At 34.2% G+C, this 25,157-nt stretch carries 20 protein-coding genes; 12 read left to right on the top strand and 8 right to left on the bottom strand.

Features of this window, described 5'->3' with window-relative positions:
• The first annotated feature begins 30 nt into the window (after positions 1–30).
• Positions 31–669 (top strand): polysaccharide deacetylase family protein, encoded by a 639-nt coding sequence (locus ACFSR1_RS15395; RefSeq protein ID WP_378293909.1) that lies wholly within the window; start codon positions 31–33, stop codon positions 667–669.
• Positions 670–692: 23 nt separating this feature from the next.
• Here ACFSR1_RS15395 and ACFSR1_RS15390 read toward each other — a convergent pair whose 3' ends face one another.
• Both ACFSR1_RS15390 and ACFSR1_RS15385 read right to left on the bottom strand, forming a co-directional pair.
• On the bottom strand, positions 693–989 hold the full coding sequence (locus ACFSR1_RS15390; RefSeq protein ID WP_091407947.1) for a thioredoxin family protein: 297 nt from the start codon (positions 987–989) through the stop codon (positions 693–695).
• An 81-nt stretch (positions 990–1,070) separates the two neighbouring features.
• A complete protein-coding gene (locus ACFSR1_RS15385; RefSeq protein WP_378293908.1) occupies positions 1,071–2,309 on the bottom strand; it encodes a metallophosphoesterase in 1,239 nt (412 codons plus the stop codon).
• Between the two features lie 398 nt (positions 2,310–2,707).
• Here ACFSR1_RS15385 and polA point away from each other — a divergent pair, with 398 nt between their 5' ends.
• Together polA and ACFSR1_RS15375 are read left to right on the top strand one after the other, a co-directional pair.
• Positions 2,708–5,539: a DNA polymerase I gene (gene polA / locus ACFSR1_RS15380; RefSeq protein WP_378294516.1), complete on the top strand. Its 2,832-nt coding sequence runs from the start codon at positions 2,708–2,710 to the stop codon at positions 5,537–5,539.
• 69 nt (positions 5,540–5,608) lie between these two features.
• On the top strand, positions 5,609–6,439 hold the full coding sequence (locus ACFSR1_RS15375) for a TerC family protein (protein ID WP_378293907.1): 831 nt from the start codon (positions 5,609–5,611) through the stop codon (positions 6,437–6,439).
• A 78-nt stretch (positions 6,440–6,517) separates the two neighbouring features.
• Here the strand turns inward: ACFSR1_RS15375 and ACFSR1_RS15370 are convergent, their stop codons facing one another.
• The 3 genes from ACFSR1_RS15370 to ACFSR1_RS15360 form a co-directional block, all read right to left on the bottom strand.
• Positions 6,518–7,006, bottom strand: coding sequence for a lipocalin family protein (locus ACFSR1_RS15370; RefSeq protein WP_378293906.1), 489 nt, complete (start codon positions 7,004–7,006; stop codon positions 6,518–6,520).
• A 90-nt stretch (positions 7,007–7,096) separates the two neighbouring features.
• Positions 7,097–8,290 carry a serine hydrolase domain-containing protein gene (locus tag ACFSR1_RS15365; protein WP_378293905.1) on the bottom strand — a complete coding sequence of 398 codons (1,194 nt, stop codon included), beginning with the start codon at positions 8,288–8,290 and terminating at the stop codon, positions 7,097–7,099.
• Between the two features lie 76 nt (positions 8,291–8,366).
• Positions 8,367–11,063, bottom strand: a complete 2,697-nt coding sequence (locus ACFSR1_RS15360; RefSeq protein ID WP_378293904.1) for a DUF5916 domain-containing protein — start codon at positions 11,061–11,063, stop codon at positions 8,367–8,369.
• Positions 11,064–11,337: 274 nt separating this feature from the next.
• Between ACFSR1_RS15360 and rplM the strand changes: the two genes are divergently transcribed.
• The 9 genes from rplM to asnS all read left to right on the top strand — a co-directional run bounded on the left by rplM (position 11,338) and on the right by asnS (position 23,209).
• Entirely contained in the window at positions 11,338–11,793 is a 456-nt protein-coding gene (gene rplM / locus ACFSR1_RS15355) for a 50S ribosomal protein L13 (protein ID WP_378293903.1), read from the top strand.
• A complete protein-coding gene (gene rpsI / locus ACFSR1_RS15350) occupies positions 11,793–12,179 on the top strand; it encodes a 30S ribosomal protein S9 (protein WP_378293902.1) in 387 nt (128 codons plus the stop codon). The genes rplM and rpsI overlap by 1 nt, the downstream gene beginning before the upstream one ends.
• A gap of 128 nt (positions 12,180–12,307) precedes the next feature.
• Positions 12,308–13,150, top strand: coding sequence for a 30S ribosomal protein S2 (rpsB, locus tag ACFSR1_RS15345; protein ID WP_378293901.1), 843 nt, complete (start codon positions 12,308–12,310; stop codon positions 13,148–13,150).
• Between the two features lie 164 nt (positions 13,151–13,314).
• Positions 13,315–14,280 (top strand): translation elongation factor Ts, encoded by a 966-nt coding sequence (tsf, locus tag ACFSR1_RS15340; RefSeq protein ID WP_378293900.1) that lies wholly within the window; start codon positions 13,315–13,317, stop codon positions 14,278–14,280.
• A gap of 454 nt (positions 14,281–14,734) precedes the next feature.
• Entirely contained in the window at positions 14,735–15,442 is a 708-nt protein-coding gene (gene pyrH / locus ACFSR1_RS15335; RefSeq protein ID WP_378294515.1) for a UMP kinase, read from the top strand.
• Between the two features lie 49 nt (positions 15,443–15,491).
• Entirely contained in the window at positions 15,492–16,055 is a 564-nt protein-coding gene (gene frr, locus ACFSR1_RS15330) for a ribosome recycling factor (RefSeq protein WP_378293899.1), read from the top strand.
• An 81-nt stretch (positions 16,056–16,136) separates the two neighbouring features.
• On the top strand, positions 16,137–18,578 hold the full coding sequence (locus ACFSR1_RS15325; protein ID WP_378293898.1) for a DUF5686 family protein: 2,442 nt from the start codon (positions 16,137–16,139) through the stop codon (positions 18,576–18,578).
• A gap of 85 nt (positions 18,579–18,663) precedes the next feature.
• On the top strand, positions 18,664–21,072 hold the full coding sequence (locus tag ACFSR1_RS15320; protein WP_378293897.1) for an efflux RND transporter permease subunit: 2,409 nt from the start codon (positions 18,664–18,666) through the stop codon (positions 21,070–21,072).
• 694 nt (positions 21,073–21,766) lie between these two features.
• The gene (gene asnS, locus ACFSR1_RS15315) at positions 21,767–23,209 is read left to right on the top strand and encodes an asparagine--tRNA ligase (protein WP_378293896.1); all 1,443 of its coding nucleotides are present in this window, start codon (positions 21,767–21,769) and stop codon (positions 23,207–23,209) included.
• Positions 23,210–23,218: 9 nt separating this feature from the next.
• Here the strand turns inward: asnS and ACFSR1_RS15310 are convergent, their stop codons facing one another.
• The 3 genes from ACFSR1_RS15310 to ACFSR1_RS15300 form a co-directional block, all read right to left on the bottom strand.
• Positions 23,219–23,725 carry a hypothetical protein gene (locus ACFSR1_RS15310; protein ID WP_378293895.1) on the bottom strand — a complete coding sequence of 169 codons (507 nt, stop codon included), beginning with the start codon at positions 23,723–23,725 and terminating at the stop codon, positions 23,219–23,221.
• Between the two features lie 71 nt (positions 23,726–23,796).
• Positions 23,797–24,264 carry an ankyrin repeat domain-containing protein gene (locus ACFSR1_RS15305; protein WP_378293894.1) on the bottom strand — a complete coding sequence of 156 codons (468 nt, stop codon included), beginning with the start codon at positions 24,262–24,264 and terminating at the stop codon, positions 23,797–23,799.
• Positions 24,265–24,391: 127 nt separating this feature from the next.
• The gene (locus tag ACFSR1_RS15300) at positions 24,392–25,156 is read right to left on the bottom strand and encodes a LytR/AlgR family response regulator transcription factor (RefSeq protein WP_378293893.1); all 765 of its coding nucleotides are present in this window, start codon (positions 25,154–25,156) and stop codon (positions 24,392–24,394) included.
• Position 25,157 lies beyond the last annotated feature (1 nt).

Raw genomic sequence — 25,157 nt, 5'->3', positions numbered from 1 at the left:
CCACTGTAGGGCTCTTTTTATATATTTAATTTGGATATCATCCCTACTAAAACTCCTAACAGCGTTAAGCTGCTTTTCCCTAATTACACCTGGGATTTTTATGCAAAAAAGGGAAAAAAAATATATCTCACCTTTGATGATGGACCTATTCCTGATGTTACAGAGTTTGTATTAGACCAACTTCAGTTTTTTGGAGCAAAAGCTACTTTCTTTTGCATTGGAGAAAACATAAAAAAACATCCCAATATTTTTAAAAAAATCATTGCAAATGAACATAGTATCGGTAATCATACTATGAACCATCTAAAAGCCAGAAAAAACAAGCTGGATGTGTATATAGAAAATGTTTTTGAATGTGAAAAGAAAATAGCAGAGCACTCAATAATAGAAAACAAACTATTTAGACCACCTTATGGACAACTAAGTAAATCTAAGTTGACGACACTAAAAAATGCTGGATACAAAATTATCTTATGGGATGTCTTATCCAAAGACTGGGACAAAAACACATCTCCTGAGGAATGCCTTCATAATGTAATAAGTAATTCTAAAAACGGAAGTATTGTCGTTTTTCACGATAGTATTAAAGCTTATAGAAACTTACAATACGCCTTACCAAAAGTACTCGAATATTTTACTGAAAAAGAATACACATTTGATAGTATTTAAAACGCTAGCTTTAGAATAAAAAACTATACGTATTCTTTCATAAGACCAATAAGCGTATTGGCGTCCTGCTCACCGCTTTGTCTCCACACCATTTCCCCTTCTTTATAAATCATAAGTGTGGGAAGCCCTTTAATCCTTAAGGCTGTTGCCAGTTCTTCGTTTTTGTCTACATCTATCTTTATGACTTTTGCCTTATCACCAAGAGCAGCGGCTACATCTCTTAACACCGGATGCATAGAAACAGAAGGCTCATTCCATTCGGTATAAAAATCCAGCAAAACAGGAACCTCGATACCTATTAACTCTCCAAACTTTGACATGTTTTTAAATTTTAACTTGTAATTCTGTTACAGTAACGAATAAAGCTTCAATATAATTGTAAATATAACATTTTCTACGAATTAAGTGGGTTTAGGACCTTTTCTCAACTCTATGACCGTAATTTCCGGCCATATCCCAACTCTACCAGGAAAGGCGTGAAAACCAAAACCTCTATTCACATTAAGATAACGGCCCATTTCATCATACATTCCAGCCCATTGTTTATACACATACTGAACAGGACTCCATTTCAAAAATCCAGGAATTTCTATACCAAACTGAAATCCATGCGTATGCCCACTCAGTGTGAGGTGATAATGATCTTCGTGTTTTCTCACTTCATACTCCCAATGTGAAGGATCATGACTTAATAAAATCTTAAAATCCTCTTTAGAAACACCTTCTGATGCCTTAGTTAAATCTCCTGCTTTTTTAAAATTATGCCCCCAATTTTCAACTCCTACAATAGCAATACGTTCTCCATCTTTTTCTACAAAAGCATTTTCGTTAAGTAATAATCTAAAATCTATTTTAGAATGCACCTCTTTTATCGCTTCAAAATTAGCGGCCTTTTCTTGTTCTGTATCCCAGGTTACATACTCGCCATAATCGTGATTGCCCAAAATAGAATATTTACCATAAGATGGTTTTTTCAACCCTTTAAAAGTATCGATCCAATCATCCATTTCACTAGCCATAGTATTTACTATATCTCCGGTAAAAACTAACAAATCAGTTTCTTGTTGATTAATTAAATCTACCGCATATTCAATTTTAGCTGCTTCATCAAAACTACCTGAATGAATATCCGAAATCTGAGTCAATCGAAATCCATCAAACGCTTTAGGTAAATCATCAAAAAAAAGTACATGATTAATTACTTTGAAATTATACTTCCCTCTAAATATACCATGAACCAACCCGGCAAAGGGTATTGCAGCAACACCTAAGGCTAGTTGACTAATAAATTTCCTTCGGTCGGGTAAATATTGCGTGGCATTTCCGTCAAAAAAAGTATTTGTTAGATACGTATACCCAGCAATACAAAGTCTAATAATATCTTCCCCAAACATAAACAAAACCAAAATCAATTTTGGCACCAGTGTAACTAACAACAAACCGCTAGCTCTAAGAGAATATTTTGTTGGACCAACACTTCTGTCATAATTTGCAAAAACATAGATTACATACCCTATAACGAGCAATGAAAAAACCAAATATGCAATTTGTAACCATTGATTTTTAGTAATTGTTCTCATTACTTGATAAGCATATATTTCTATTAGAATGTAGAGTATTAAAGGAATGATCCAGCGCATAAAACCAATTAATTTATTAACAAAACAAAGCTATCCTACCTTTTACCAATCCCAATTACATTTAAGTAAAAATTAACGATTCACAAATGAATCATAAGAAAATATTCTGATTACATAATCGAATGATTGGTATAACACCATAAATCTTAGAATTTTCTTTCATATGTAAATTTTTTATTCGTACCTTCGTTCTACCATTTAACTATGGGGATTTACAAAAAAAATCTACAGTATTCAGAAAATATTACTATCGTATTTATAGCAATTGATAACATTGTTATCAATTTTATTTTGGGGCGAAATGCCGTCATTCATTGACGGCATTTCTTATTTAATAGATTTTGAATCCATTTTCACTAATCTTCTTTTTATATTGCATTTCTAAAAACTAAACAGATATTATGTCACAAAAACGTCTTTTCCTTCTGGATGCTTATGCGCTGATTTTTCGAGGCTACTATGCTTTAATTAAAAATCCAAGAATTAATTCTAAGGGGCAAGACACTTCTGCAATTATGGGGTTTGTCAACTCACTTTTTGATGTAATCAAAAGAGAAAACCCAGATCATCTTGCGGTAGCATTTGATAAACAAGGCAGTAAAGATCGTCTAGAAATATTTCCAGAATATAAAGCCAACCGAGATGAAACACCTGAAGCTATAAAAATTGCAGTTCCTATTATACAGGAAATCTTAAAAGCAATGCATATTCCTATTATTGAAAAGGCTGGTGTAGAAGCAGACGACCTAATCGGAACCATAGCTAAACAGGCTGAAAAAGAAGGGTATAAAACCTACATGGTAACTCCTGATAAAGATTATGCACAGTTGGTATCTGAAAATATTTTTATGTATCGCCCTGCAAGAATGGGGAATGGCATAGAAATTTGGGGAATTCCAGAAGTACAAAAAAGATTTGAAGTTGAACGCCCTGAGCAAGTAATCGACTATTTAGGGATGATGGGGGATGCTGTAGATAATATTCCCGGACTGCCTGGCGTAGGAGACAAAACAGCTAAGAAGTTTATTGCCGCATATGGATCTATGGAAGGCCTGTTTGAAAACATAGATCAACTAAAAGGCAAAATGAAAGAAAAAATAGAAGCTAATCAAGAATTAGGTCTACTCTCTAAAAAGTTGGCTACTATTATCCTTGATTGTGATGTAACTTTTGATGCAAAAGATTATGAAATATCAACTCCTGATGCAAAAAAGGTACAAGAGATTTTTGAAGCATTAGAATTCAGAAGATTAACGGACCAATTTACCAAAATCTTTTTTCCTTCAGACACTTCATCAACCACGACTAGTAACACCTCCCCCTCTAAAAAGCAAGTTGAACAAGCTGGTGCAGGACAATTTTCATTATTTGGTGATAACCAAGAGGCTTCTGCATCAACAACCTCATTTTCCAGTAGAAAGAACATTTCTAATACAGAACATTTTTATCAGTGTATCTTACCTGGGATGGCTATGAAGTTATTTCTTCAAAATCTATTAAAACAAGAAAATGTCTGTTTTGACACAGAAACCACAGGTCTTGATGCACTTACTGCAGAATTGGTAGGTATTGCTTTTTCGTGGGAAGCCGGAAAAGGATTCTATATTCCATTTCCGGAAGACCGCAAAGAAGCCCAAGAATTAATTGAACAATTACGACCATTTTTTGAAGCTGAGCACATTACTAAAATTGGTCAGAACTTAAAATATGATATTAAAGTATTAGCCAAATATAATCTTAGCGTAAAAGGAAAACTTTTTGACACCATGTTAGCTCACTATCTTATAAATCCTGATATGAGACATAATATGGACGTACTTTCTGAAACCTATCTTAACTATACTCCGGTTTCTATAACCGAATTGATCGGGAAAAAAGGAAAAAATCAATTATCTTTTAGAGGGGTACCACAGGAGCAACAAACAGAATATGCTGTAGAGGATGCTGATATAACCTATCAACTAAAAGAGCATTTTACTCCAGAGCTTAATGATGCCAATATCCTGTCTTTATTCGAAGATATTGAAGTGCCTTTGCTTCGTGTTCTTGCAGATATGGAAATTGAGGGGATCAATTTGGATAAAAAATTTCTGCAATCGCTTTCAGAAGAACTAGATAATGATATCAAAGCATTAGAATCTAAGATTTATCGGAAAGCTGGAGAAGAATTCAACATAGCGTCACCCAAACAATTAGGCGTGATCTTGTTCGAGAAAATGAAATTGGTAGACAAACCAAAGAAAACCAAAACAGGACAATACTCTACCGCAGAAGACGTGTTGTCATATCTGGCAAAGGATCACGAAATCATCCAGAATATCTTGGATTACCGTGGATTATCCAAACTAAAAAGCACTTATGTAGATGCATTACCAAATCAGGTAAATGAAGCTACGGGTCACGTACATACAGATTACATGCAAACGGTAGCTGCTACTGGTAGATTAAGCTCTAACAACCCTAATTTACAGAATATACCTATCAGAACAGAACGTGGGCGACAAGTTAGAAAAGCATTTGTACCTAGAAGTGATGAATATACTTTACTCGCGGCCGATTATTCTCAGATAGAATTGAGAATCATTGCAGCGCTTAGTGAAGAAGAGACAATGATCAGTGCTTTTAAAAATGGAGAAGACATTCATGCTTCAACCGCTTCAAAAGTATTTAGTGTTCCAATTGAAGAAGTAACAAGAGAACAACGTGGCAATGCCAAAACTGTAAACTTTGGAATCATCTACGGGGTTTCTGCTTTTGGATTAAGCAACCAAACAGATCTTTCTAGAAGTGAAGCCAAAGAATTGATCGACACTTATTATAAAACCTATCCTAAGCTTCGTAATTATATGAGTGAACAGGTAGACTTTGCGAGAGAGAACGGATACGTGCAGACAGTTCTAGGAAGACGTCGTTACCTAAAGGATATTAATTCTGCCAATGCTGTTGTAAGGGGAGCCGCAGAACGAAATGCCGTAAATGCGCCTATACAAGGTAGTGCTGCAGATATTATCAAAATTGCTATGATAAATATCCACAAAAAACTTACCGAAGGAAATTATAAAACCAAAATGCTATTACAAGTACATGATGAATTGGTTTTTGATGTCTATAAACCTGAGTTAGAAGAAATTCAACCCCTGATAAAATCCGAAATGGAAAACGCTTATAAACTTGCCGTTCCTTTGGATGTGGATTTGGGACTAGGAAATAATTGGCTAGAAGCTCATTAAAAACTGTAACTACTTTTCATTATTATATACTGATATATAAAAATCAACTAACCAATCACTATTTACTTTATGGAACAACTTTTTACACTCGATAGCCTATTTACTTTATGTATGCTGGTTTTACTACAAGCAGTATTAGGTTTTGATAATCTATTATATATTTCTTTAGAATCTAAAAAAGCACCTGCAGACAAACAAAGTTTTGTTCGTAAGATGGGGGTTGGACTTGCTATCATTTTACGTATCGTATTGCTTTTTGTATTAATGTCATTGATACAATTTTTTCAAGATCCTTTTGTAAGCCTGCACGACAATAGCGTTATTGAATTCGAATTTAATGTACATAGTATCATAGTACTTGTCGGTGGTGTATTCATTATTTACACAGCGATTAAAGAAATCTGGCATATGATGCTTCTCAATGAACATGAGGAGAGTCATAAAGATGTGCACAAAGGCTCTACAAAGAAAATCATCTTTTGGATCGTGATTATGAACCTTGTTTTTTCTTTTGACTCTATTCTAAGTGCCATGGCATTGACTAGCCATATGGAATATGTGCCTCAATTAATATTAATGTCTATTGCTATTGTTATGGGAGGTATTTTAATGATCGTTTTAGCAGACAAGGTGTCTAATTTCCTTCAGAAAAATAGAATGTATGAAGTATTAGGACTTTTTATACTATTCATAGTTGGAATTATGTTATTATCAGAAGGTGGTCATTTGGCACATTTACATTTGTTTGGTAATGCCATTACTCCAATGAGTAAAACAACCTTCTATTTTGTTATTGTCGTATTAGTAATTGTAGATATCGTACAAGGACGTTATCAAAAGAACTTATTAGCCGAAAAGAAGCGTAAGGAAGCTTTAGTTAAAACCAAGGAGGAGAAATAATTTTTAGTAAAATAGAATTTATAAAAAAACGCTTCTTTTTTGAAAGAAGCGTTTTTTGGCACTATATTTCATTCAAAACTATTGTCGGGTAAAGATCAATGCTACTTCGCCCAAATCTTCAACTACATCAGTAAAAGAAAGTGTTGTTTCTGTTAATGTAATAGTTACTGTTTTCGCATCCATTCCACTAGGGGCGAATGTTAATTGATCTTGATCAAGATTCCAGGTTCCGGTTTCTGTAAGTGTTACACCTGTACAGCTTGCTGTTACTACTGGAGGCACTCCTATTTCTACATTTACATCAAGTTCGCTTGCAGTCTGATCATAAGTATTATCGTCATTCACTATAATGGTATCTTCAAAGCATGGTAGCTCATCCAGTAAATTAGAAGAAGCTGTTCCATTCATATCAAGATCTAAGGGCAATGCTCCTGATGCAGAAGTAAGTTCCCAAGTACCAACAAGCGAAACCGTATCAGGGTTAACATCACCTCCATCATCATCGTTACTACAAGAAGTAAAAACTAATGCAAAAGAGATTAAAAAAAGAAAAAAAATATTTTTCATAATTTGAGTTTTAATTAATAACGGTTTGTTGTGAAATTTTAGTATGTGTAAAATTACTCTATATGAGTCTAAAAAAACTAATATTTATTCTTACCTTTCTGTAGTTGCAGTAAAAAAATCATAGTAATTTAGAAATGTAGGAATAACTGGGCCATTAAAAGGGTTAGGACCATTAAACAACACACAGACACCGATTTTATTTTCAGGATCAATCATTAATTGTGTTTTATATTCATTTACATTTCCGCCGTGATAAATGATGGTTCTATCTCTATAATCTAATACTCTCCATCCTTTTGCATAATATGAATCTGTAACACCATCCCATAGATTGACATAAGTGTCCTTTTGACTCGTACAGATCATAGGGTTAAAAACTTCTGTCAAACTCTCTTGAGAAATTATATCAGGGTGATGTCCCAACAATACCTTTAGATACTCCGCCATATCAGAAATAGAGGCATTAATCCCTCCTGCCGCAGCTACATTATAATAGTTTCTATGAAGATCTGTAAGATAATATTTCTTCGAATAGTGATTCCATTTATGCGGTAAGGCAATATTAGAATTGTTCTTAATATCTTCATAGGTACTTGAAGCGTTTTTCATTCCCGCCGGCATAAATAATCGTTCTTTAAGCAAGGTATCAAAAGATTTACCTGTTGCATTTTCCATTACTTTCTCTACTACCGAAAAAACAGCATTTTGATATTCATATTCGGTTCCTTCTCTGGCAACTACTCCGTTTCTCTTAAAATTAGATATGATATTCTTTAAAGGTAAGCCTTTGTGTATAAGTTTAGAATTAGTGTATTTATACAATCCTGCAGTGTGAGATAAAAGATGATTTACTTTTAACCTACTTGCTTGTGCTTTATCTTTTAAGTCAAAATTACTAACTGACTCCTTTACTCCCTGATCCCATTCCAGCTCCTTGTTATCAACCAGATTTCCAGCCAGAACTGAAGTAACTCCTTTAGATAGGCTTGCAATCCTGAAAACGGTATTCACATCTACAGAATCAGTTGTGTGAATTTTTTTTACTCCAAACCCTTTTTTATAGATCACCGTAGAATCCTTAACAATCACTATTGCTGCACCCGGACATTCAGAAATATTAAAATTCGTAGCAAAAAACTTTTCATAATGCTCCAGAAAAAATGATAGAGAATCTTTTTTCGACACTACGGGTTCTTGGATAGTAACAACCTCTTTTTCGTTAGTTTTAGAGGTAGTACATCCTATTACAAAAAGACAAATAAAAAATCCCAAAAAGTTTTTCATACAGCAATACTCTAATCTGCTGCAAAATACATGTAAAATACTTTTATGTAAAAAAATCAGGATCCTTTTTCACACTTTATAACACAAATCTGTAGGTAGCCTTAATTAAAAAAGTGTTTTCTGGTTGTTGACCAAAAATTTGATTATCTAAACTTCTAAACAAGTGATCTCGTGGATCCCCTAAGCCATTAACTCCTTGAGACCAAACCAAGAAAATTTCTGATCCCGGAATATACTCCCAACGCACAACCAAATTAGATCTAAACTGTACAAATGCAAAATCAGGATTACCAATGGTATAATCCACTGTTCCATCTCTGTTTTCATCCACAGAATATACATCATCGGCAAATGAAATCTGATTATCGTCATATAAGGTTACTCTTTCGTTTAAATCAGAAGCAATAGGATTATTCACATAATTAAAATCTGTATAAGTACCTCTGGAAATAAAAGGTTGTCCGTAATACTGAATGGTTAGATTAGGATTGATATTATAATTTAAACGAATGCTTGCACTTAAAGTTTGTTGATCTATTCTGGCCGTAATGTAACGAGGGGTTCCATCAAAATCCGTCTCAGTCACATATTGAGTTTTATTGGGATTCCTCTCAAATTCCGGGTTTATAGACATACTAAACGAGTCGAATGGTTGATATCGCATTCTCAACACATATCGATGAAAGGTAAAATTATTCTGTCGTGCACCAGAATTCACATATCCCATCGTGAAATTAAACTTCTTTCTACTATCCGATCCAAAAAATAGAAAAGCAAAATTCTCTTCAGAAAAACGCCATCTAGGGCCTCCTCTTAAGATAGTGTTTATATAAATCCTAGGCTTATGAGCAGCTCCCACTTCTGTCCACCAATTATTCTGGTAATTGATATAGCCATTAAACTCATATTGAATTCTGTTATAATTCCCTTCAAAATCAAAAGCAGACGATTGCTCAAAATTAATATTAGCTCTTCTGTAGAATTTTGTAGGTTTTAGAAATAGATAACGAACATTCGCAAATTGCCTGATATCATCAGCTTGTCTTAAGAATCCGACATCATTTAATTCTAATTCTGGAGATCTCCAGAACACACCTGCAGTATATCTCCAGTTTCCTCCACCAGATTTACCACCTATGAGCTTTCCTCCTGTTCCGGTAAGAGATGTTCTGTTTGGATCCACTTCCACGTGGTCCGCATCTACTCTTTGAAAAAGGTGTGTTAACTCATTTTGTGTCGCTTCAATAGCCTCTTTAGATCCTTCTACGTGACTTGTTACAATATTTCCTTCAATAAAATATTTTCTTTCCTTCCAGTTATGTCTAAAATCCAAACCTCCGGTATAAGCAGATTTTCTTAAAAAGTTGAGATTATTTTCTCTTAGCCCAACCAGTTCTGAAGTCTCATCTGTATCGGGGTTATCATAATCTATATTCAATATATCACCCAGATTTCGATTTGTTGCGGTAAAAATACCTCCTATATAACTATTACGATCATTAAAATCTTTTTGAACTCTACCCACAAAATAATTGGTTAATGGCTCTACTATGGTTTCTCTCCTGTTACCATCGGCATCTTCGATTTTAGCGATTTCTCGCTCAGTAACACTTTCTAAAATTCCAATTGACCAACCGTCTTTAGTTTTTCCACTAAACTTAGCAGCACCAAGAATTGTGGTATTAGTAGGTCTATCCACAAATTCTGTATTAATTGGGCTCGAACCAATAGAGCCTTGTGGGCTTCTTCCGATTCTTCTGGAATAAAACACATTATCCTGGCCGTTAGCAAAACGATAATCAAAAATATTTTTGTTTTCAACGAAGAAAGGACGTTGTTCTCTAAAGAAAATTTGAAAGCCATCTAATGCGATGGCCGCAGGATCTGCTTCTACCTGACCAAAGTCCGGATTAACCGTTAAATCCATCGTAAGATCATTGGTAATCCCAATTTTTGCATCTAGACCACCGTTTAATTTAAATTCATCTCCATCTCTAAAAGGATTGCCATCCTCTTCGGGAAACGTATCATATTGTACAACTCCAAAAGGCTGGATTTCTAGTTGCTTCTGTGGTTCAATATCGATCAATCCTCTCAACTCTCCAAATTCACTAACCCATCCAGGAGCATCCTGCGGAACTCTTTGCCATACAGATCTTTCTTCTTTTCTAAAAAAACGTCTAGTTAACTGAAGCCCCCAAACTTGCTCTTTACTTTTACCAAACTTTAATTGACTTAAAGGAATTTTTACTTCGGCAGTCCAGCCTTCATCATCGATATTAGTAGCCGTGTACCAGATAGGGTTCCAACTACCATCCCAATTGTTTCCGTTGTCGGATATGAATTCATCTCCTTTTACACCCGCAGCAGTTATAGTAAAGGAAAAACCTGTTCGTTTATCGTGATAACTATCCAGATTAATTTCTACCCAATCCCCTGCAAATCCATCTCTTCGGGATAATCTTTTTTCTATTTTACCAGGGTCGCTATCATAACATCTGTATGCAATGTATAGGAATTTTTGGTCGTATAAAATTTTAAACTTTGTTTGCTCACTCGGTGGAGTATTTTCATCGGGTTGGTTCTCTATAAAATCTCCTGACCATTCGACCAAATCCCAGCTTGATTCTTCGATGATTCCATTAATTGTTGGTGCTTCTGATCCGTTAAGAGGTTTAGTGGTGTAGATTCTCTTTTTTACAACTGTAGAATCCTGCGCATTCATAAATAATGTAAAAAGGAATACTCCAATTACCTGGATGGTGCTCTTCATGATGATTAGTTTTGTTGATTGATGTTTAATAGAGACTTAAATTATAAATCTTTGTCACAGTTATCTTACCTATTTAGTAAAATATTAACATGAAAAAGAGATTTTGAACATCAGAATGACAAAAAAATCATCATACGATTGATCTATCTGAAAACCAACAGCTCATAGTTACAAAATAATATCAATTACCTGTTTGCTATATAAATATATAATTGTACATTTGCACCCCTATTTTATATAGGAAAGGAATGTTTAATTAGTAAAATTAGTTAGTGTGGACACATTAAGTTACAAGACAGTATCTGCCAATAAGGCAACCGTTTCTAAAGAATGGTTACATGTAGATGCTGAAGGACAGACTTTAGGACGTCTATCTTCTGTAGTAGCAATACTATTAAGAGGAAAGCATAAGCCTAACTTTACCCCACACGTTGATTGCGGTGACAATGTAATAATTACAAACGCCGAAAAAATCAACTTAACAGGAAAAAAGTGGACAGATAAATCGTATATCCGTCATACTGGTTACCCTGGAGGGCAAAGAAGTCTTACTGCTCAGGAGTTATTTGACAAGAACCCAGAGCGTTTAATCGAAAAAGCGGTAAAAGGAATGTTACCTAAAAACAAATTAGGAGCAGCTTTATTCCGTAATTTAAAGGTACATGCCGGAGCAACTCACAACCAAGAAGCTCAGCAACCTAAAACTATTAACTTAAAAGAATTTAAGTAATGGAAGTTATTCACAAAATTGGTCGTAGAAAAACGGCTGTAGCTCGAGTTTACCTTAAAGAAGGTTCTGGAAAAGTTACGATCAACAAAAAAGATCTTAACGATTACTTTCCTACTGCTACATTACAATACAAAGTGAACCAACCTTTTGCCTTAACGGACAATGAGGAGAAGTTTGATGTAAATGTAAATGTATACGGTGGTGGTATTACAGGACAAGCTGAAGCTGTTCGACTAGCAATATCAAGAGCGATGTGCGAGTTAGATCAGGAAAACAGAGCAATCCTTAAACCAGAAGGTTTATTGACTAGAGATCCAAGAATGGTAGAGCGTAAGAAATTCGGACAGAAGAAAGCTCGTAAGAAATTCCAGTTCTCTAAACGTTAATTTATTAAAACAGTATTTGTTGTTATCCCCGATAGGGAGGTTAGTTTAGCATCTAAATACTCAAGGCCGTATCAGAATGATAGCCACTTGGGTATTGCTAATTCAACAGAACGTAAACTATTACAAAAATGGCAAACAATATCGAAGTAAAAGACTTACTTGATGCAGGTGTACATTTTGGTCACCTGACAAGAAGATGGGATCCTAATATGGCACCATATATTTATATGGAGCGTAACGGAATCCACATCATCAACCTATACAAAACAGCTGCAAAGATTGACGAAGCAAGTGAAGCTTTAAAGAAAATCGCAGCATCTGGTAGAAAAATCCTTTTCGTTGCTACCAAGAAACAAGCTAAAGAAATTGTTGCTGAGAAAGCAGCAAAAGCTAACCAACCATACATCACAGAAAGATGGCCTGGTGGAATGCTTACCAACTTTGTTACTATCCGTAAAGCAGTAAAGAAAATGGCTGCAATCGATAGAATGAAGAAAGATGGTACTTTCAACACTTTATCTAAAAAAGAGCGTTTACAAGTAGACCGTTTAAGAGCGAAATTAGAAAAGAACTTAGGTTCTATATCTGATATGACTCGTTTACCTGGGGCGTTATTTGTTGTGGATATTACTCGTGAGCATATCGCGGTAAAAGAAGCTCAAAAATTAAACATTCCTATTTTCGCAATGGTAGATACTAATTCTGACCCACGTCAGGTTCAGTACGTTATCCCTGCAAATGATGATGCTTCTAAATCTATCGACAAAGTAATGACATACGTTAGTGATGCTATTATCGAAGGTTTAAGTGAGAGAAAAGCTTCTAAAGAGACACCAAAAGCAGAAGCACCTGCTAAAGCTGAAAAGGCACCTGCTAAAACTGAAGCTCCTGCAGCTCCAGTTGTAGAAGCTCCTGCTAAAACTGAAGAAGCACCGGCAGTAACTGAAGCTGCTAAGCAAGAAGAAGAATAAACATTCATTGATTGCTTTCAATCATTAAAAATTATAAAGTTAAAGTCTAAGTATCGAAACTTAACTTTACTATAAAATTAATGAGTCGTTTAGTTCTTTACTTTCGTAGTAATCATAACTAAACGACTTATTTTTTTACACAAACACATTAAATATTTAAAGATATGGTTAAGATAACCGCCGCAGAAGTTAATAAATTAAGAAAAGCTACAGGTGCAGGAATGATGGACTGCAAAAAAGCATTAGTTGAAGCTGAAGGAGATTTCGATAAAGCTATAGATGTATTACGTAAAAAAGGACAGAAGGTCGCAGCTAAAAGAGCTGACCGCGATTCATCTGAAGGAGCTGCTATTGCTAAAATTAATGCAGACAACACTGTTGGCGTATCTATAGTTCTAGGTTGCGAAACAGATTTTGTTGGTAAAAATGAAAGTTTTGTTGCACTTGCAAATGAATTAGCAGAGTCAGCATTAAATTATTCTTCTAAAGAAGAGTTTTTAGCTTCAGATTTTGGTGGAATGACTGTTGCAGAAAAATTAGTAGAACAAACTGGTGTTATTGGTGAAAAATTAGAAATCAATGCATTTGCTAAATTAGAAGCTCCTTATGTTGGTTCTTACGTTCATATCAACAAAATCGCTGCTCTAGTTGGGCTTTCTGCTAAAGTAGATAAAGTAGATGTGTTGGCAAAAGATTTGGCTATGCAGATTGCTTCTATGGGAGCTACAACGCTTTCTTATAAAGATTTTGATCCTGCTTATGTAGCTTCAGAAACTGAAGCTAGAATTGCTGTCATCGAAAAAGATAATGAAGAATTAGGTCGTTTAGGTAAAACACTTAAAAATGTACCTCAATACATATCTATGTCTCAGCTAACTCCTGAAGTTTTAGCAAAAGCAGAAGAAGATGCAAAAGCAGAACTAAAAGCAGAAGGTAAGCCAGAACAAATATGGGATAGAATTCTTCCAGGAAAAATGGAAAGATTTATTTCAGACAACACTACCCTTGACCAGGAACAATGTCTTCTGGACCAAAACTTCATCAAAGATGAAAAAATAAATGTCGCTACGTATGTTGAATCATATGGTGATGTTAAAGTAACTTCGTTTGAAAGAGTATCTTTAGGTTAATAACCGCCTGACAGGATATTACTTATCTATGAAAAATCAAAAGCCGCTTCAATTGAAGCGGCTTTTTTCGTCATTTTTCGAAATATCTTTTCATTGCATTTAAAACATTTTTCTAAACATTCTGGACCCCTCCAAAATGCTACCCCAAAAAAGACCAACTCCCCAATCAGTCTAGAATACATATTACACTTTCGCTAATATGTAAATTCTTAAAAAACATTTCAATACTAATTCAAAAATATTCCTCATCTCCCCTATTTTTGTTTTCCTTTCACAAACGTATAACATTATCCAAAGCCAATCAATAGAGGCATCAGGGGAAAAGAACCCTTTTTTAATACCAACACTTCAATTTTAACATTTCTGTCTTATTTCAGAAAGATTTACCTTTACTTAGTAAAGTATTTTCTAAATTAAGAATATCATTATATTTGCACCACAGTTCAAACAAATGATGAAATACAATAGAATATTACTGAAATTATCAGGAGAAGCCCTGATGGGAGATCGCCAATACGGTATTGACCCTAAAAGATTAGCAGAATATGCTAATGAAATCAAACAAATAACTGATAAAGGCGTTGAAGTAGCTATAGTTATAGGTGGTGGTAATATTTTTAGAGGTGTCGCCGGTGCCAGCAAAGGCATGGACAGAGTTCAGGCGGATCACATGGGTATGCTAGCTACTGTTATTAATGGATTAGCATTACAGAGCGCGTTGGAGGATGCTGAGATACCAACAAGACTGCAATCTGCTATAAAAATTAATGAAGTCGCAGAACCATTCATTAAAAGAAGAGCCATTAGACACCTGGAAAAAGGAAGAGTAGTTATTTTTGGCGGCGGAACTGGCAACCCTTATTTCACAACAGATTCTGCAGCCGTACTTCGTGCTATAGAAATTAATGCAGACGTAATCCTGAAGGGAACAAGAGTAGATGGAATTTATACCGCAGATCCGGAAAAAGATTCTCAAGCTACTAAATTTGATTTTATTACATTTGATGATGTGTTAAGCAAAGGACTTAAAGTAATGGACACAACGGCATTTACATTAAGTCAGGAAAATGAATTACCTATTATAGTTTTTGATATGAACAAAACTGGAAATCTACTAAAAGTAGTTTCTGGAGAATCTATCGGAACAAAAGTAAACCTATAACAAAGTGGCTCGTTTTTTGATCTACTGAAAAGAAAAGAATTATTTTAAGATGAACGAAGAAGTAAAATTTATTCTGGATTCAACGAAAGAATCTATGCAGGGCGCTATAGCCCATTTAGAAAAACAGTTAATTGTAATTAGAGCAGGAAAAGCATCTCCAGCCATGCTGAGCGGTGTTATGGTGGAATATTACGGAAACCCAACGCCATTAAATCAAGTTGGGAATGTAAACACTCCGGATGCTAGAACGATCACAATTCAACCTTTTGAGAAATCACTTATTCACGAAATCGAAAAAGCAATCTTAATGGCCAACCTTGGCTTTAATCCAATGAACAATGGAGAAAGCGTAATCATTAGCGTTCCTCCTTTGACAGAAGAACGTCGTAGAGAATTGGTTAAACAAGCAAAGGCAGAAGCAGAAGACTCTAAAGTTGGTGTGCGTAACGATCGTAAAAACGCCAATAATGAGATTAAGAAATTAGAAAAAGAAGGACTGTCTGAAGACATGGCGAAAAATGCTGAAACTGACATACAAGAGTTAACAGATAGTTATATCAAGAAAATTGATGAAATGTTTACTGTTAAAGAAAAAGAAATCATGACAGTCTAATATTTCAACAAATACTGATGCAGAAGTATTTATTAATAAATACTTCTGCATATCTTCAATACTTATGAATCAATTCGGATAATGCAAAACAAACTTTTCTGTTTATTATTTTTTACTCATTTTGTTTTACTATCCCAAATTAGCATTACCGGAAAAGTAATTGATCAAAGCACCAACGACCCTCTACCTTTCGCTACCGTAAAGACCGATGATAATGCTTACGCATTAACTTCTTCTAAAGGTGAGTTTGTCATAAGATGTGATAGCTATCCGGTAAATCTAACGGTTAGCTATGTCGGTTATTCGACAAAAAGCTTTTCTATTAAATCTGAAGACATCGTAAAAGTAGAAATACTCCTTACTCCAAAACAAGAAAGTTTAGAAGCAGTAACGCTAGATATTCCAGGAAGTATCGCTTCCAATATTATAAAGCAAGCCATAGCTAATAAACAAAAGAACAATCCCGACAAGTCTTTATCCAGCTATAATTATAAAACCTACAATAAATTCAAAATTACTGAAGATAATCAGGCTCGATTTGAAACACCAGATACTACTAAGGTAGACATGGAGCGGATATTTAACGACGCACATTCTTTTCTTTCTGAAAAAGTGAGTTTTCATGAGTTTAACAAAGGACGAGATGAGAAAGAAACTGTTCTGGCATCCAGAATGTCAGGATTTAACAAACCTGTTTACAACGTTTTAGGAATCAAAATACAATCCAACTCTCTATATGAAGAAAATTATGTGATCTTCAATAATCGATATGCAAGTCCTTTATCAAACAGGGCTCTCAGGAATTATTACTACAAAGTACTGGACACTACTCAAGGAAAAAGACCGGCATATGTTGTACTTTTCCAGCCACGGAGGTCCAAACGAATTGCCAGCTTAGAAGGCGTGTTATATCTAGATATGGAAACACTAGCCATCCAGAAAGCTGTTGCCGAATTAAGAGGAGAACTTAATGTTATGGTAACTCACGATTTTAAATATAATGAAGAGGAAAAATTGTGGCTACCTTTGAATCAGGAGGTTACTATAAGACCAGGGATTGGAAAACAAAAAGTTGCTTTATTTGGTGGTCAAATATCTGTTGGACGGCTAAGTACAGATAAGAAAAGCTTTACAGGTAATAATGATTTTCTTGTTTCTAAAACTGACTTTTTTGACTATGACACAAAATCAGACATCAAAATAAAGCGTCAACAATCAGCAATAGAAATAGCTCCCGAAGCTACAACCCGAAGTGAACAATACTGGAACACTTATAGAACGAGTGCGATCACCGAAAAAGATCTTAATTCTTTTCCGATTGTGGATAGTATCGTCAAAGCCCAAAACATAGAACGTAGGATAGATGTAATTCAAAGTTTTAATATCGGGTATTATCCTGTTGGTTTTTTTGATTTCGATCTTACTTATCCCATTAAATATAATAATTTTGAAGGTTTACGATTAGGGATCGGAGGCTTAACAAACCAAAAGTTATCTAAACGATTTCGGGCAGAAGGCTATCTGGTTTATGGTTTTAGGGATGGCAAATTCAAATTTGGTTTAGGAGGTGGCGTTTTGCTAAATAAAGATTCGGGATCTTGGTTAAATGTAAATTATACCGATGACCTTAGAGAAGTTGGAAGTTTTTTTTATTTAACAGACAGACGTGTATATTCTTTATTCGAACCTCGTTTGGTAAATATAGATTTCTATTACAAACACAGAACCTGGAGCACGAGTCTGCAACACAGAATTTTTCCGAAATTATTATCAGAAACTCAATTATCCGTTAGTAATATCGATCAAACGGGTGGATATACATACCTTGATGATGGTAATGTGTTTTCACAATATAAAACTGCAGAATCTACCATCGCGCTTAGATGGAGTCCATTTAGTAAATTTTTAAAAACACCTAATGGTTTTAAAGAAATACAAGATGGATACCCAAAAATTACTACTCAATATACACAAGGATATAAAGGTTTATTTGATAGTGATTTCAGCTACAGCAAAATAGGGATTAAAGCAGAATACATTATTAACCGCCTTAACCAATCCAGTACTAGTTTATTATTAGAAGCAGATATTGCAAGTGGTGATGTACCACTTACTCACTTATACCATGCATATCCAAATGCTCCAACTAAAGAAACTGTTTTCCAAAGATTTTCTGTAGCAGGACGAAGGAGTTTTGAAACCATGTATTTTAGTGAATTTTTTAGTGATCGTTTAGCAACTTTACAGATTAGACATAGACTAAGACCTTTTAACATTGCCAGTTGGCTTAAACCAGAGATGGTATTTATCACTCGATATGCCATTGGCGACGTAAGCAATCGAGATAAACACCAAGGCGTAGGTTTCAATTCTCTTCAACAGGGTTATCAGGAATCAGGTTTTGAAATCAATAAACTTTTTGCAGGTTTTGGATTGAGTTTTGCGTATAGATATGGTGCCTATCATCTGCCAAAGATTGAGGATAACATTGCCTTTAAATTCACTTTTTACTTAAAGCTATAATACCTGATTATTTATTTATTTTCTTTTAGAGATTTTTTAAATATTAAAACCTCAAATTCTTACATTTGCACAAGGAAAATAGAGAATGGCAAAGTTACTAACTTTCGGGTTTTGGAATACATTAGCTGGAATTATACTCCGCAATAGAGCAGCGATATTCATAATTATTATTGGAATTACAGTCTTTCTTGGCTTTCAGTGGAAAAATATGCGTTTTTCATTTTCTGAAGCTAATCTTCTTCCAGACGACCACGAAGTCAATATAAAATATCAGGAGTTCCTCGATAAATTTGGAGACGAAGGTAATCTTATTGTAATGGCTGTGAGCGACAGCACTCTATTTACTCCTAAAAAATTAAAAGCCTGGAACGATTTTAACGATTCTTTTAAACAGTATAGCGAAATTGATCTGGTCATTTCTGTGAGTGACTTAAAAAAACTTAAAAAGGAAGATAATCCTGCCAGATTTGAACTGGTTTCTTTCATAAAAGATACTATCTACACAGAGAAGAATGTTTCAGAATACCAAGATGAGTTATTTAACAAATTACCCTTTTATGAAGGGCTTATATACAGCAATAAATCCAACACCATACAAAGTGCTATTTATCTAAATAAAGATATTGTTAATACTATCGTTAGAAAAAAGTTTATTGAAGATGTTTTAAATCCTAAAGTAGAAGAATTTGAAAAGAAATTCGGAATGGATGTAAAAGTATCCGGAATGCCATACATAAGAACTATGAATTCTCAGAACATTATGGACGAGATTCAGATTTTTATTTTAGCCGCGTTACTAGTTACTTCATTAATTTTCTTTTTCTTTTTTAGATCTTTCAGAGCGACTTTTATTTCGATGACTGCTGTAATTATAGGTGTAATGTGGGCATTTGGTCTACTTGGGCTTCTACAATATGAAATTACGGTTCTAACCGCTATTATTCCTCCGTTGGTTATTGTTATTGGTATTCCTAACTGTATCTTTTTAATTAATAAGTATCAACAGGAAATAAAAAAACATGGTAATAAGGCAAAATCTTTACAGCGCGTTATTACTAAAGTAGGAAACGCCACATTGATGACTAACGTCACCACTGCTGCAGGTTTTGCTACTTTCGCTTTAACGGAAAGTAAATTATTGAAAGAATTTGGAATCGTAGCCGCCTTAAATATCGTAGCGCTATTTATTCTATGCTTACTGGTTATTACGATCATCTATAGCTATATGCCACAGCCTAAGGAAAGACATTTAAAACATTTAGGAAAAAGATGGGTGGAAAGACTGGTAAACTGGATGGAACACGTGGTTAAAAACCAGCGTATCACCATATACATTACTTCTGTTATCATATTAATTGTTAGTATTATTGGAATTTATACAATTAAAGTTTCTGGAAGCTTATTAGAAGACATGCCTAAATCAGCTGGTTTTTTTAAAGATATCCAGTTTTTTGAAGATGAATTTGACGGCATCATGCCATTAGAAATTTTAATTGACACCAAACGCAAACAAGGAGTTCTCAAATTACCTACCCTTAGAAGAATGGCTCAATTAGAAGAGCTGCTCGAAGAAACACCAGAGCTGTCAAAACCTATATCCATTGTTAACTTAGTAAAATATGCTAAGCAAACTTACTACAATGGAAATCCAAAATATTACCAACTACCTACAAGTCAGGAACGAAATTTTATTCTGCCCTATGCCAAAAGTTTTGAATCTGAGGCAGGTGCCATGAATAGCTATGTTGATTCTACAGGACAATATGCGCGAATCACCACATTTATGAAAGATGTAGGTACTGAAGAAATGGAACGAATAGAAGCTAATTTGGCACCAAAACTTGCAAAACTATTTCCCGAAGATCGTTACGAAGTTACTTTTACTGGAAAAGCACTAATCTTTCAGAAAGGAACTACATATTTGGTCTGGAATCTTATCTTTTCTTTAGGTCTGGCTATTATACTTATAGCATTATTTATGGCCTGGATGTTTAGATCCTTTAAAATGATTGTCATATCCTTAATACCTAATTTACTGCCTTTATTAATGACTGCAGGTTTAATGGGCTTTTTAGGAGTACCCATAAAACCATCCACGATATTGGTTTTTAGTATTGCTTTTGGTATTTCTGTGGATGATACCATTCATTTCCTAGCAAAATACAGACAAGAACTAAAATCAAATCATTGGAGAATACGTAAATCGGTTTTTGCAGCTCTAAGAGAAACCGGAGTAAGTATGTTTTACACTTCTACAGTCCTTTTCTTTGGCTTCTCTGTATTTATGATCTCTAGTTTTGGTGGGACAAAGGCATTAGGTGGATTAGTATCCGCGACACTATTATTTGCGATGTTAGCTAATTTGTTGTTGTTACCGTGTTTATTACTTTCTTTAGAAAGAAGCATTGCAAACAAAAAGACATTAAAAGAACCTGCATTAAAAATCATTGACAACGATGACGATTACGAACTTCCTGAAGAAGAAAGCAACTAACTAGTTTTCTTTCATATCGAATTCAATTTTAACTATAAAAAAAGAAGCCTCGCCGGTAAACCAGCGAGACTCCGTGTAAGATAGATTACCCCAAAACCTATCGAACTAAACTTAACGTAAACACAATCGTCATAATTGCATATGCAAGATACGCCCCCTTTTTGTATTTTGAAATACCCTTTAGGGGGGGATTTCCCCCTTTCGATAAAACAAACAAACTTTTAACATTTATTTAGTAGTCCTGAAAAAGCAAAAAATATTTCAAATATCTTAATAACAGACATTTAACTTATAAAATTGCGTAGGAATTTTTACATCATATTTTAAACAAACCCTAAAAAAAAGTGGTTTTTTCCCCAAAAAAGTAGTTTTTTATGGTTTTAACATAGAATTACTCCAGAAAAAACCGTCAGATTTTGTCTTGTTTTAAAAAAATCAGTTTTTATAGAATAACAAAGTACTTAAACACTAATTCTTTTGAATTTGATTTTTTTGAAGAGCAACATTATGCATCAATTCGATTAAAAAATTATCTTTGCTACCTTAAAATTTTATAACCTTTATCCAAGAAATTCAAAATTGGATAGATAATCTAATAAACTGATTAAATTAAAATTAGTTTTCATATTAAAAAGAAGACAATACTGATATACTAATTCCATCAGACCGATGTAAAACAAATAAAATTAAATTGATGAAACATACTAAAGTAATAGACGTATTAGAAAGTGACAAACTGTTGCAACCTGTGACGGTAAAAGGATGGGTTCGTTCTTTTCGTAACGATCGTTTTATAGCGATCAATGATGGATCTACTATCAACAATATTCAATGTGTGATTGAGGACAACACTATTGATACTACTATTACTGATAAAATAAATGTTGGAGCTGCTCTTGTAGTTACCGGTACACTGGCAGAAAGCGAAGGAAAAGGACAAAGAGTAGAGATCAAAGTTACTGCAGTCGAAATAGAAGGAGAAGCTGATCCCGAAGAATTAAAACTAACAATCCTTTCTCCTAAACGCCATAGCTTAGAAAAACTAAGAGAACAAGCTCATTTAAGAGTTCGCACTAATACTTTTGGAGCCATTATGCGTATGCGATCCAAATTATCTTTTGCGATACACGAATATTTTCAGAAGAATGACTTTTATTACGTGCACACACCTATCATCACCAAGAGTGATGCAGAAGGTGCCGGAGAAGCTTTTAAAGTGACAAACTTAGATCTTAATAACATCCCAAAGGATGAAAACGGCGAGGTTGACTATAAGCAGGATTTCTTTGGTGGTGAAACTAACCTAACAGTTTCTGGACAGTTAGAAGCCGAAACCTATGCAATGGGATTAGGACAGGTATATACCTTTGGACCAACGTTTAGAGCAGAAAACTCTAATACATCTCGTCATCTAGCTGAATTCTGGATGGTAGAGCCAGAAGTTGCTTTTTGTGATCTGGATGGCAATATGGATCTTGCAGAAGATTTTATAAAATATGTTATCCAGTTCGTTTTAGATAACTGCCAGGATGACCTTGAGTTTTTAGAAAACAGACTGGTTCAGGAAGACAAACAAAAACCTCAGGCAGAAAGAGCAGAGATGTTGCTTAGAGACAAGTTAAAGTTTGTTTTAGAGAACAACTTTAAGCGAGTGAGTTATACTGAAGCTATAGAAATACTTAAAAACTCTAAACCTAATAAGAAGAAGAAATTTAAATTTCCTATTAACGAATGGGGTGCTGATTTACAAAGTGAGCACGAACGCTTTTTAGTTGAAAAACATTTTAAATGTCCGGTAATATTATTTGATTATCCAGCAGATATCAAGTCTTTTTATATGAGACTTAATGAAGATGGAAAAACAGTGAGAGCAATGGATATTCTTTTTCCGGGTATTGGAGAGATTGTAGGAGGTTCTCAGCGTGAAGAACGCCTAGATGTCCTTAAACAAAAAATGGCTGCTTTAAACATACCGGAAGAAGAATTATGGTGGTATCTGGATACTCGTCGTTTTGGAACTTGTAAACATAGTGGTTTTGGATTAGGTTTTGAAAGATTGGTATTATTCGTTACCGGAATGAGTAATATCCGTGACGTAATTCCTTATCCAAGGACTCCGTTAAATGCTGAATTTTAAAAACGTAGTTTAATTTCTATGTTTCTTTAATAAAATCTCAGAAATTAGATCATCTATGACCTTTTGGTTACTATCTAATTTCTGAGATTTATTTTTTGCTTTTTGAATTTTATCATAATGTGGAAACTTGCCGGTTTCTGCCAATAACTGCATTGTGTTTTCAAAAAAAGTATTCAGTATAGGCATCACATATTGACTTTGGGTATTATTATCTCTTAAACGAAGAAACTTTTTTGCATAAGCCAAAAATAGTTGTGGATACTGGGCAAACGTTATAATCGCCTCAGCAAAACTTTTCTGCACCGCTTCTTTATCAACAGAATTTCTAAATTTCAGTTTTGTAATATCAATATGCTTTAGTATATACAAAAGAGCGCTTTCTTTTATGAAATTACTATAGTCGGTATTCGAACAGTAATAAACCTCCATTCCAATATTAGTATTTATGATGAGTACTTCATCTCCAATACTATCTTTTAAAAAAGACTGAAAAGTATCCGCAGTTGTCGAGGACATTAGTAAGCGCCTTTTGATGTCTGTAGAACGTATGTTAACAGATTTTATATCTTCTATATTATGATTTATATTCACTTGATAGCATTCATCAATTCAGCAAAATCAATACCTTGATTTTTTGCATGCATTTCTGCAGTATGTCCATTATTATCCTTTGCAGTAATATCAGCTCCATTATTTAACAGTAACCGCATAATCTCTTTCTGACCAAAAGTTGCTGCAAAAATTAATGCCGTAGCGTCATTATAGTTTTTGATATTCACATTAGCACCTTCGGAAATTAGTAATTCTGCTATTTCATAATGCCCTTTAAAACAAACACCCATTAACGCAGTATTACCGGAAGCGTCTTGTTCATTAATATCTGCGCCATGGCTAAGAAAAAGTTTTACAATATCTAAAAAACCATAATATGAAGAAAGTAAAAGCGGTGTAGAACCTCTTTGATCCTTTACATTTACCAAGTGTTTATCATTATTAAGAAAGCTTTGAACTGCTTCCGAATTTCCCGATCTGATAGCATTAAAAATAGTATCCATTAGTTTTGAAGTTGTCATAATTAAAACAAATACTTACTTATTATAAGCAAAACTTGTTGTTTGAAGATATCAAAAAAAATAATAGCAAAAATTTAATTAGCAGAAATTTATAATTTCAAAGACAAAACTACTCTTCTATCCATTTCCGGAACTCCGATGTAGTAGCAGAACTTGTCATTACTTTTTCTTTCACACCTTTCAATTTTATTAACAATCTATTTTTAAAATGATTTTCGATCGTTTCTATATATTCAATATGTATAATCTGGCTTCTATTAATCCTAAAGAACTTTTTGGGATTTAATTGCGCTATTAAGATTCCTATTTTTTCCAAAACAGGATGTGTTTTCCCAGATGAATCTGTAGCAACACAAAAATCCCCAGATGCTACGATCAAGCTTATATCGATAACATTTAACAACTGAATTCCTTTGGTTCGCTTAATTACAAATCGTTTTTTGTATTGAACCTGTTCCTCTTGCATTGCAGATTTTAGCACATTAATGGTAGTTTTATCTAAAGAGCTATAATTACCTTGCTTAAATAATGATTGGTATTTTTCTAATGCTTTTTTAAAATCGTTCTGCGAGTAAGGCTTTAAAATATAAGCTATACCATTGGTGTTAAACGCCTGGAATAAGTATTCATCATGTGCTGAGCAAAAAATTATAGGACAATCTACATTTACATTATTAAATAAATCAAATGATGTCCCATCTAACAACTGAATATCTGACAATATGAAATCGTATTTATTATTTTTTAGAAATCTGGATCCATCAGCAACAGTACGAGACCAATCGTGAGAAATAGGTTCTTCAAAAAAATCATCTAAATTTGATGTTAGTTTTTGATATGCCGGAATTTCATCCTCTAAAATTAGAATATTCATA

It is taken from the genome of Aquimarina rubra (assembly GCF_042684305.1).
GTDB lineage: Bacteria > Bacteroidota > Bacteroidia > Flavobacteriales > Flavobacteriaceae > Aquimarina > Aquimarina rubra.
Note: the sequence above shows the minus strand (reverse complement) of the source record. Positions and strands in the feature narration are given on the sequence as shown.

Excerpts from the sequence above, each read along its gene's own strand:
- pyrH (WP_378294515.1), top strand. The coding sequence starts at position 14,735 with ATGAAATACAATAGAATATTACTGAAATTATCAGGAGAAGCCCTGATG.
- ACFSR1_RS15375 (WP_378293907.1), top strand. The coding sequence starts at position 5,609 with ATGGAACAACTTTTTACACTCGATAGCCTATTTACTTTATGTATGCTG.
- tsf (WP_378293900.1), top strand. The coding sequence starts at position 13,315 with ATGGTTAAGATAACCGCCGCAGAAGTTAATAAATTAAGAAAAGCTACA.
- ACFSR1_RS15305 (WP_378293894.1), bottom strand. The coding sequence starts at position 24,264 with ATGGATACTATTTTTAATGCTATCAGATCGGGAAATTCGGAAGCAGTT.
- ACFSR1_RS15365 (WP_378293905.1), bottom strand. The coding sequence starts at position 8,290 with ATGAAAAACTTTTTGGGATTTTTTATTTGTCTTTTTGTAATAGGATGT.
- ACFSR1_RS15310 (WP_378293895.1), bottom strand. The coding sequence starts at position 23,725 with ATGTCCTCGACAACTGCGGATACTTTTCAGTCTTTTTTAAAAGATAGT.
- ACFSR1_RS15300 (WP_378293893.1), bottom strand. The coding sequence starts at position 25,156 with ATGAATATTCTAATTTTAGAGGATGAAATTCCGGCATATCAAAAACTA.
- frr (WP_378293899.1), top strand. The coding sequence starts at position 15,492 with ATGAACGAAGAAGTAAAATTTATTCTGGATTCAACGAAAGAATCTATG.
- rpsI (WP_378293902.1), top strand. The coding sequence starts at position 11,793 with ATGGAAGTTATTCACAAAATTGGTCGTAGAAAAACGGCTGTAGCTCGA.
- ACFSR1_RS15385 (WP_378293908.1), bottom strand. The coding sequence starts at position 2,309 with ATGCGCTGGATCATTCCTTTAATACTCTACATTCTAATAGAAATATAT.
- ACFSR1_RS15360 (WP_378293904.1), bottom strand. The coding sequence starts at position 11,063 with ATGAAGAGCACCATCCAGGTAATTGGAGTATTCCTTTTTACATTATTT.
- ACFSR1_RS15390 (WP_091407947.1), bottom strand. The coding sequence starts at position 989 with ATGTCAAAGTTTGGAGAGTTAATAGGTATCGAGGTTCCTGTTTTGCTG.
- ACFSR1_RS15320 (WP_378293897.1), top strand. The coding sequence starts at position 18,664 with ATGGCAAAGTTACTAACTTTCGGGTTTTGGAATACATTAGCTGGAATT.
- ACFSR1_RS15370 (WP_378293906.1), bottom strand. The coding sequence starts at position 7,006 with ATGAAAAATATTTTTTTTCTTTTTTTAATCTCTTTTGCATTAGTTTTT.
- rpsB (WP_378293901.1), top strand. The coding sequence starts at position 12,308 with ATGGCAAACAATATCGAAGTAAAAGACTTACTTGATGCAGGTGTACAT.
- ACFSR1_RS15325 (WP_378293898.1), top strand. The coding sequence starts at position 16,137 with ATGCAAAACAAACTTTTCTGTTTATTATTTTTTACTCATTTTGTTTTA.
- asnS (WP_378293896.1), top strand. The coding sequence starts at position 21,767 with ATGAAACATACTAAAGTAATAGACGTATTAGAAAGTGACAAACTGTTG.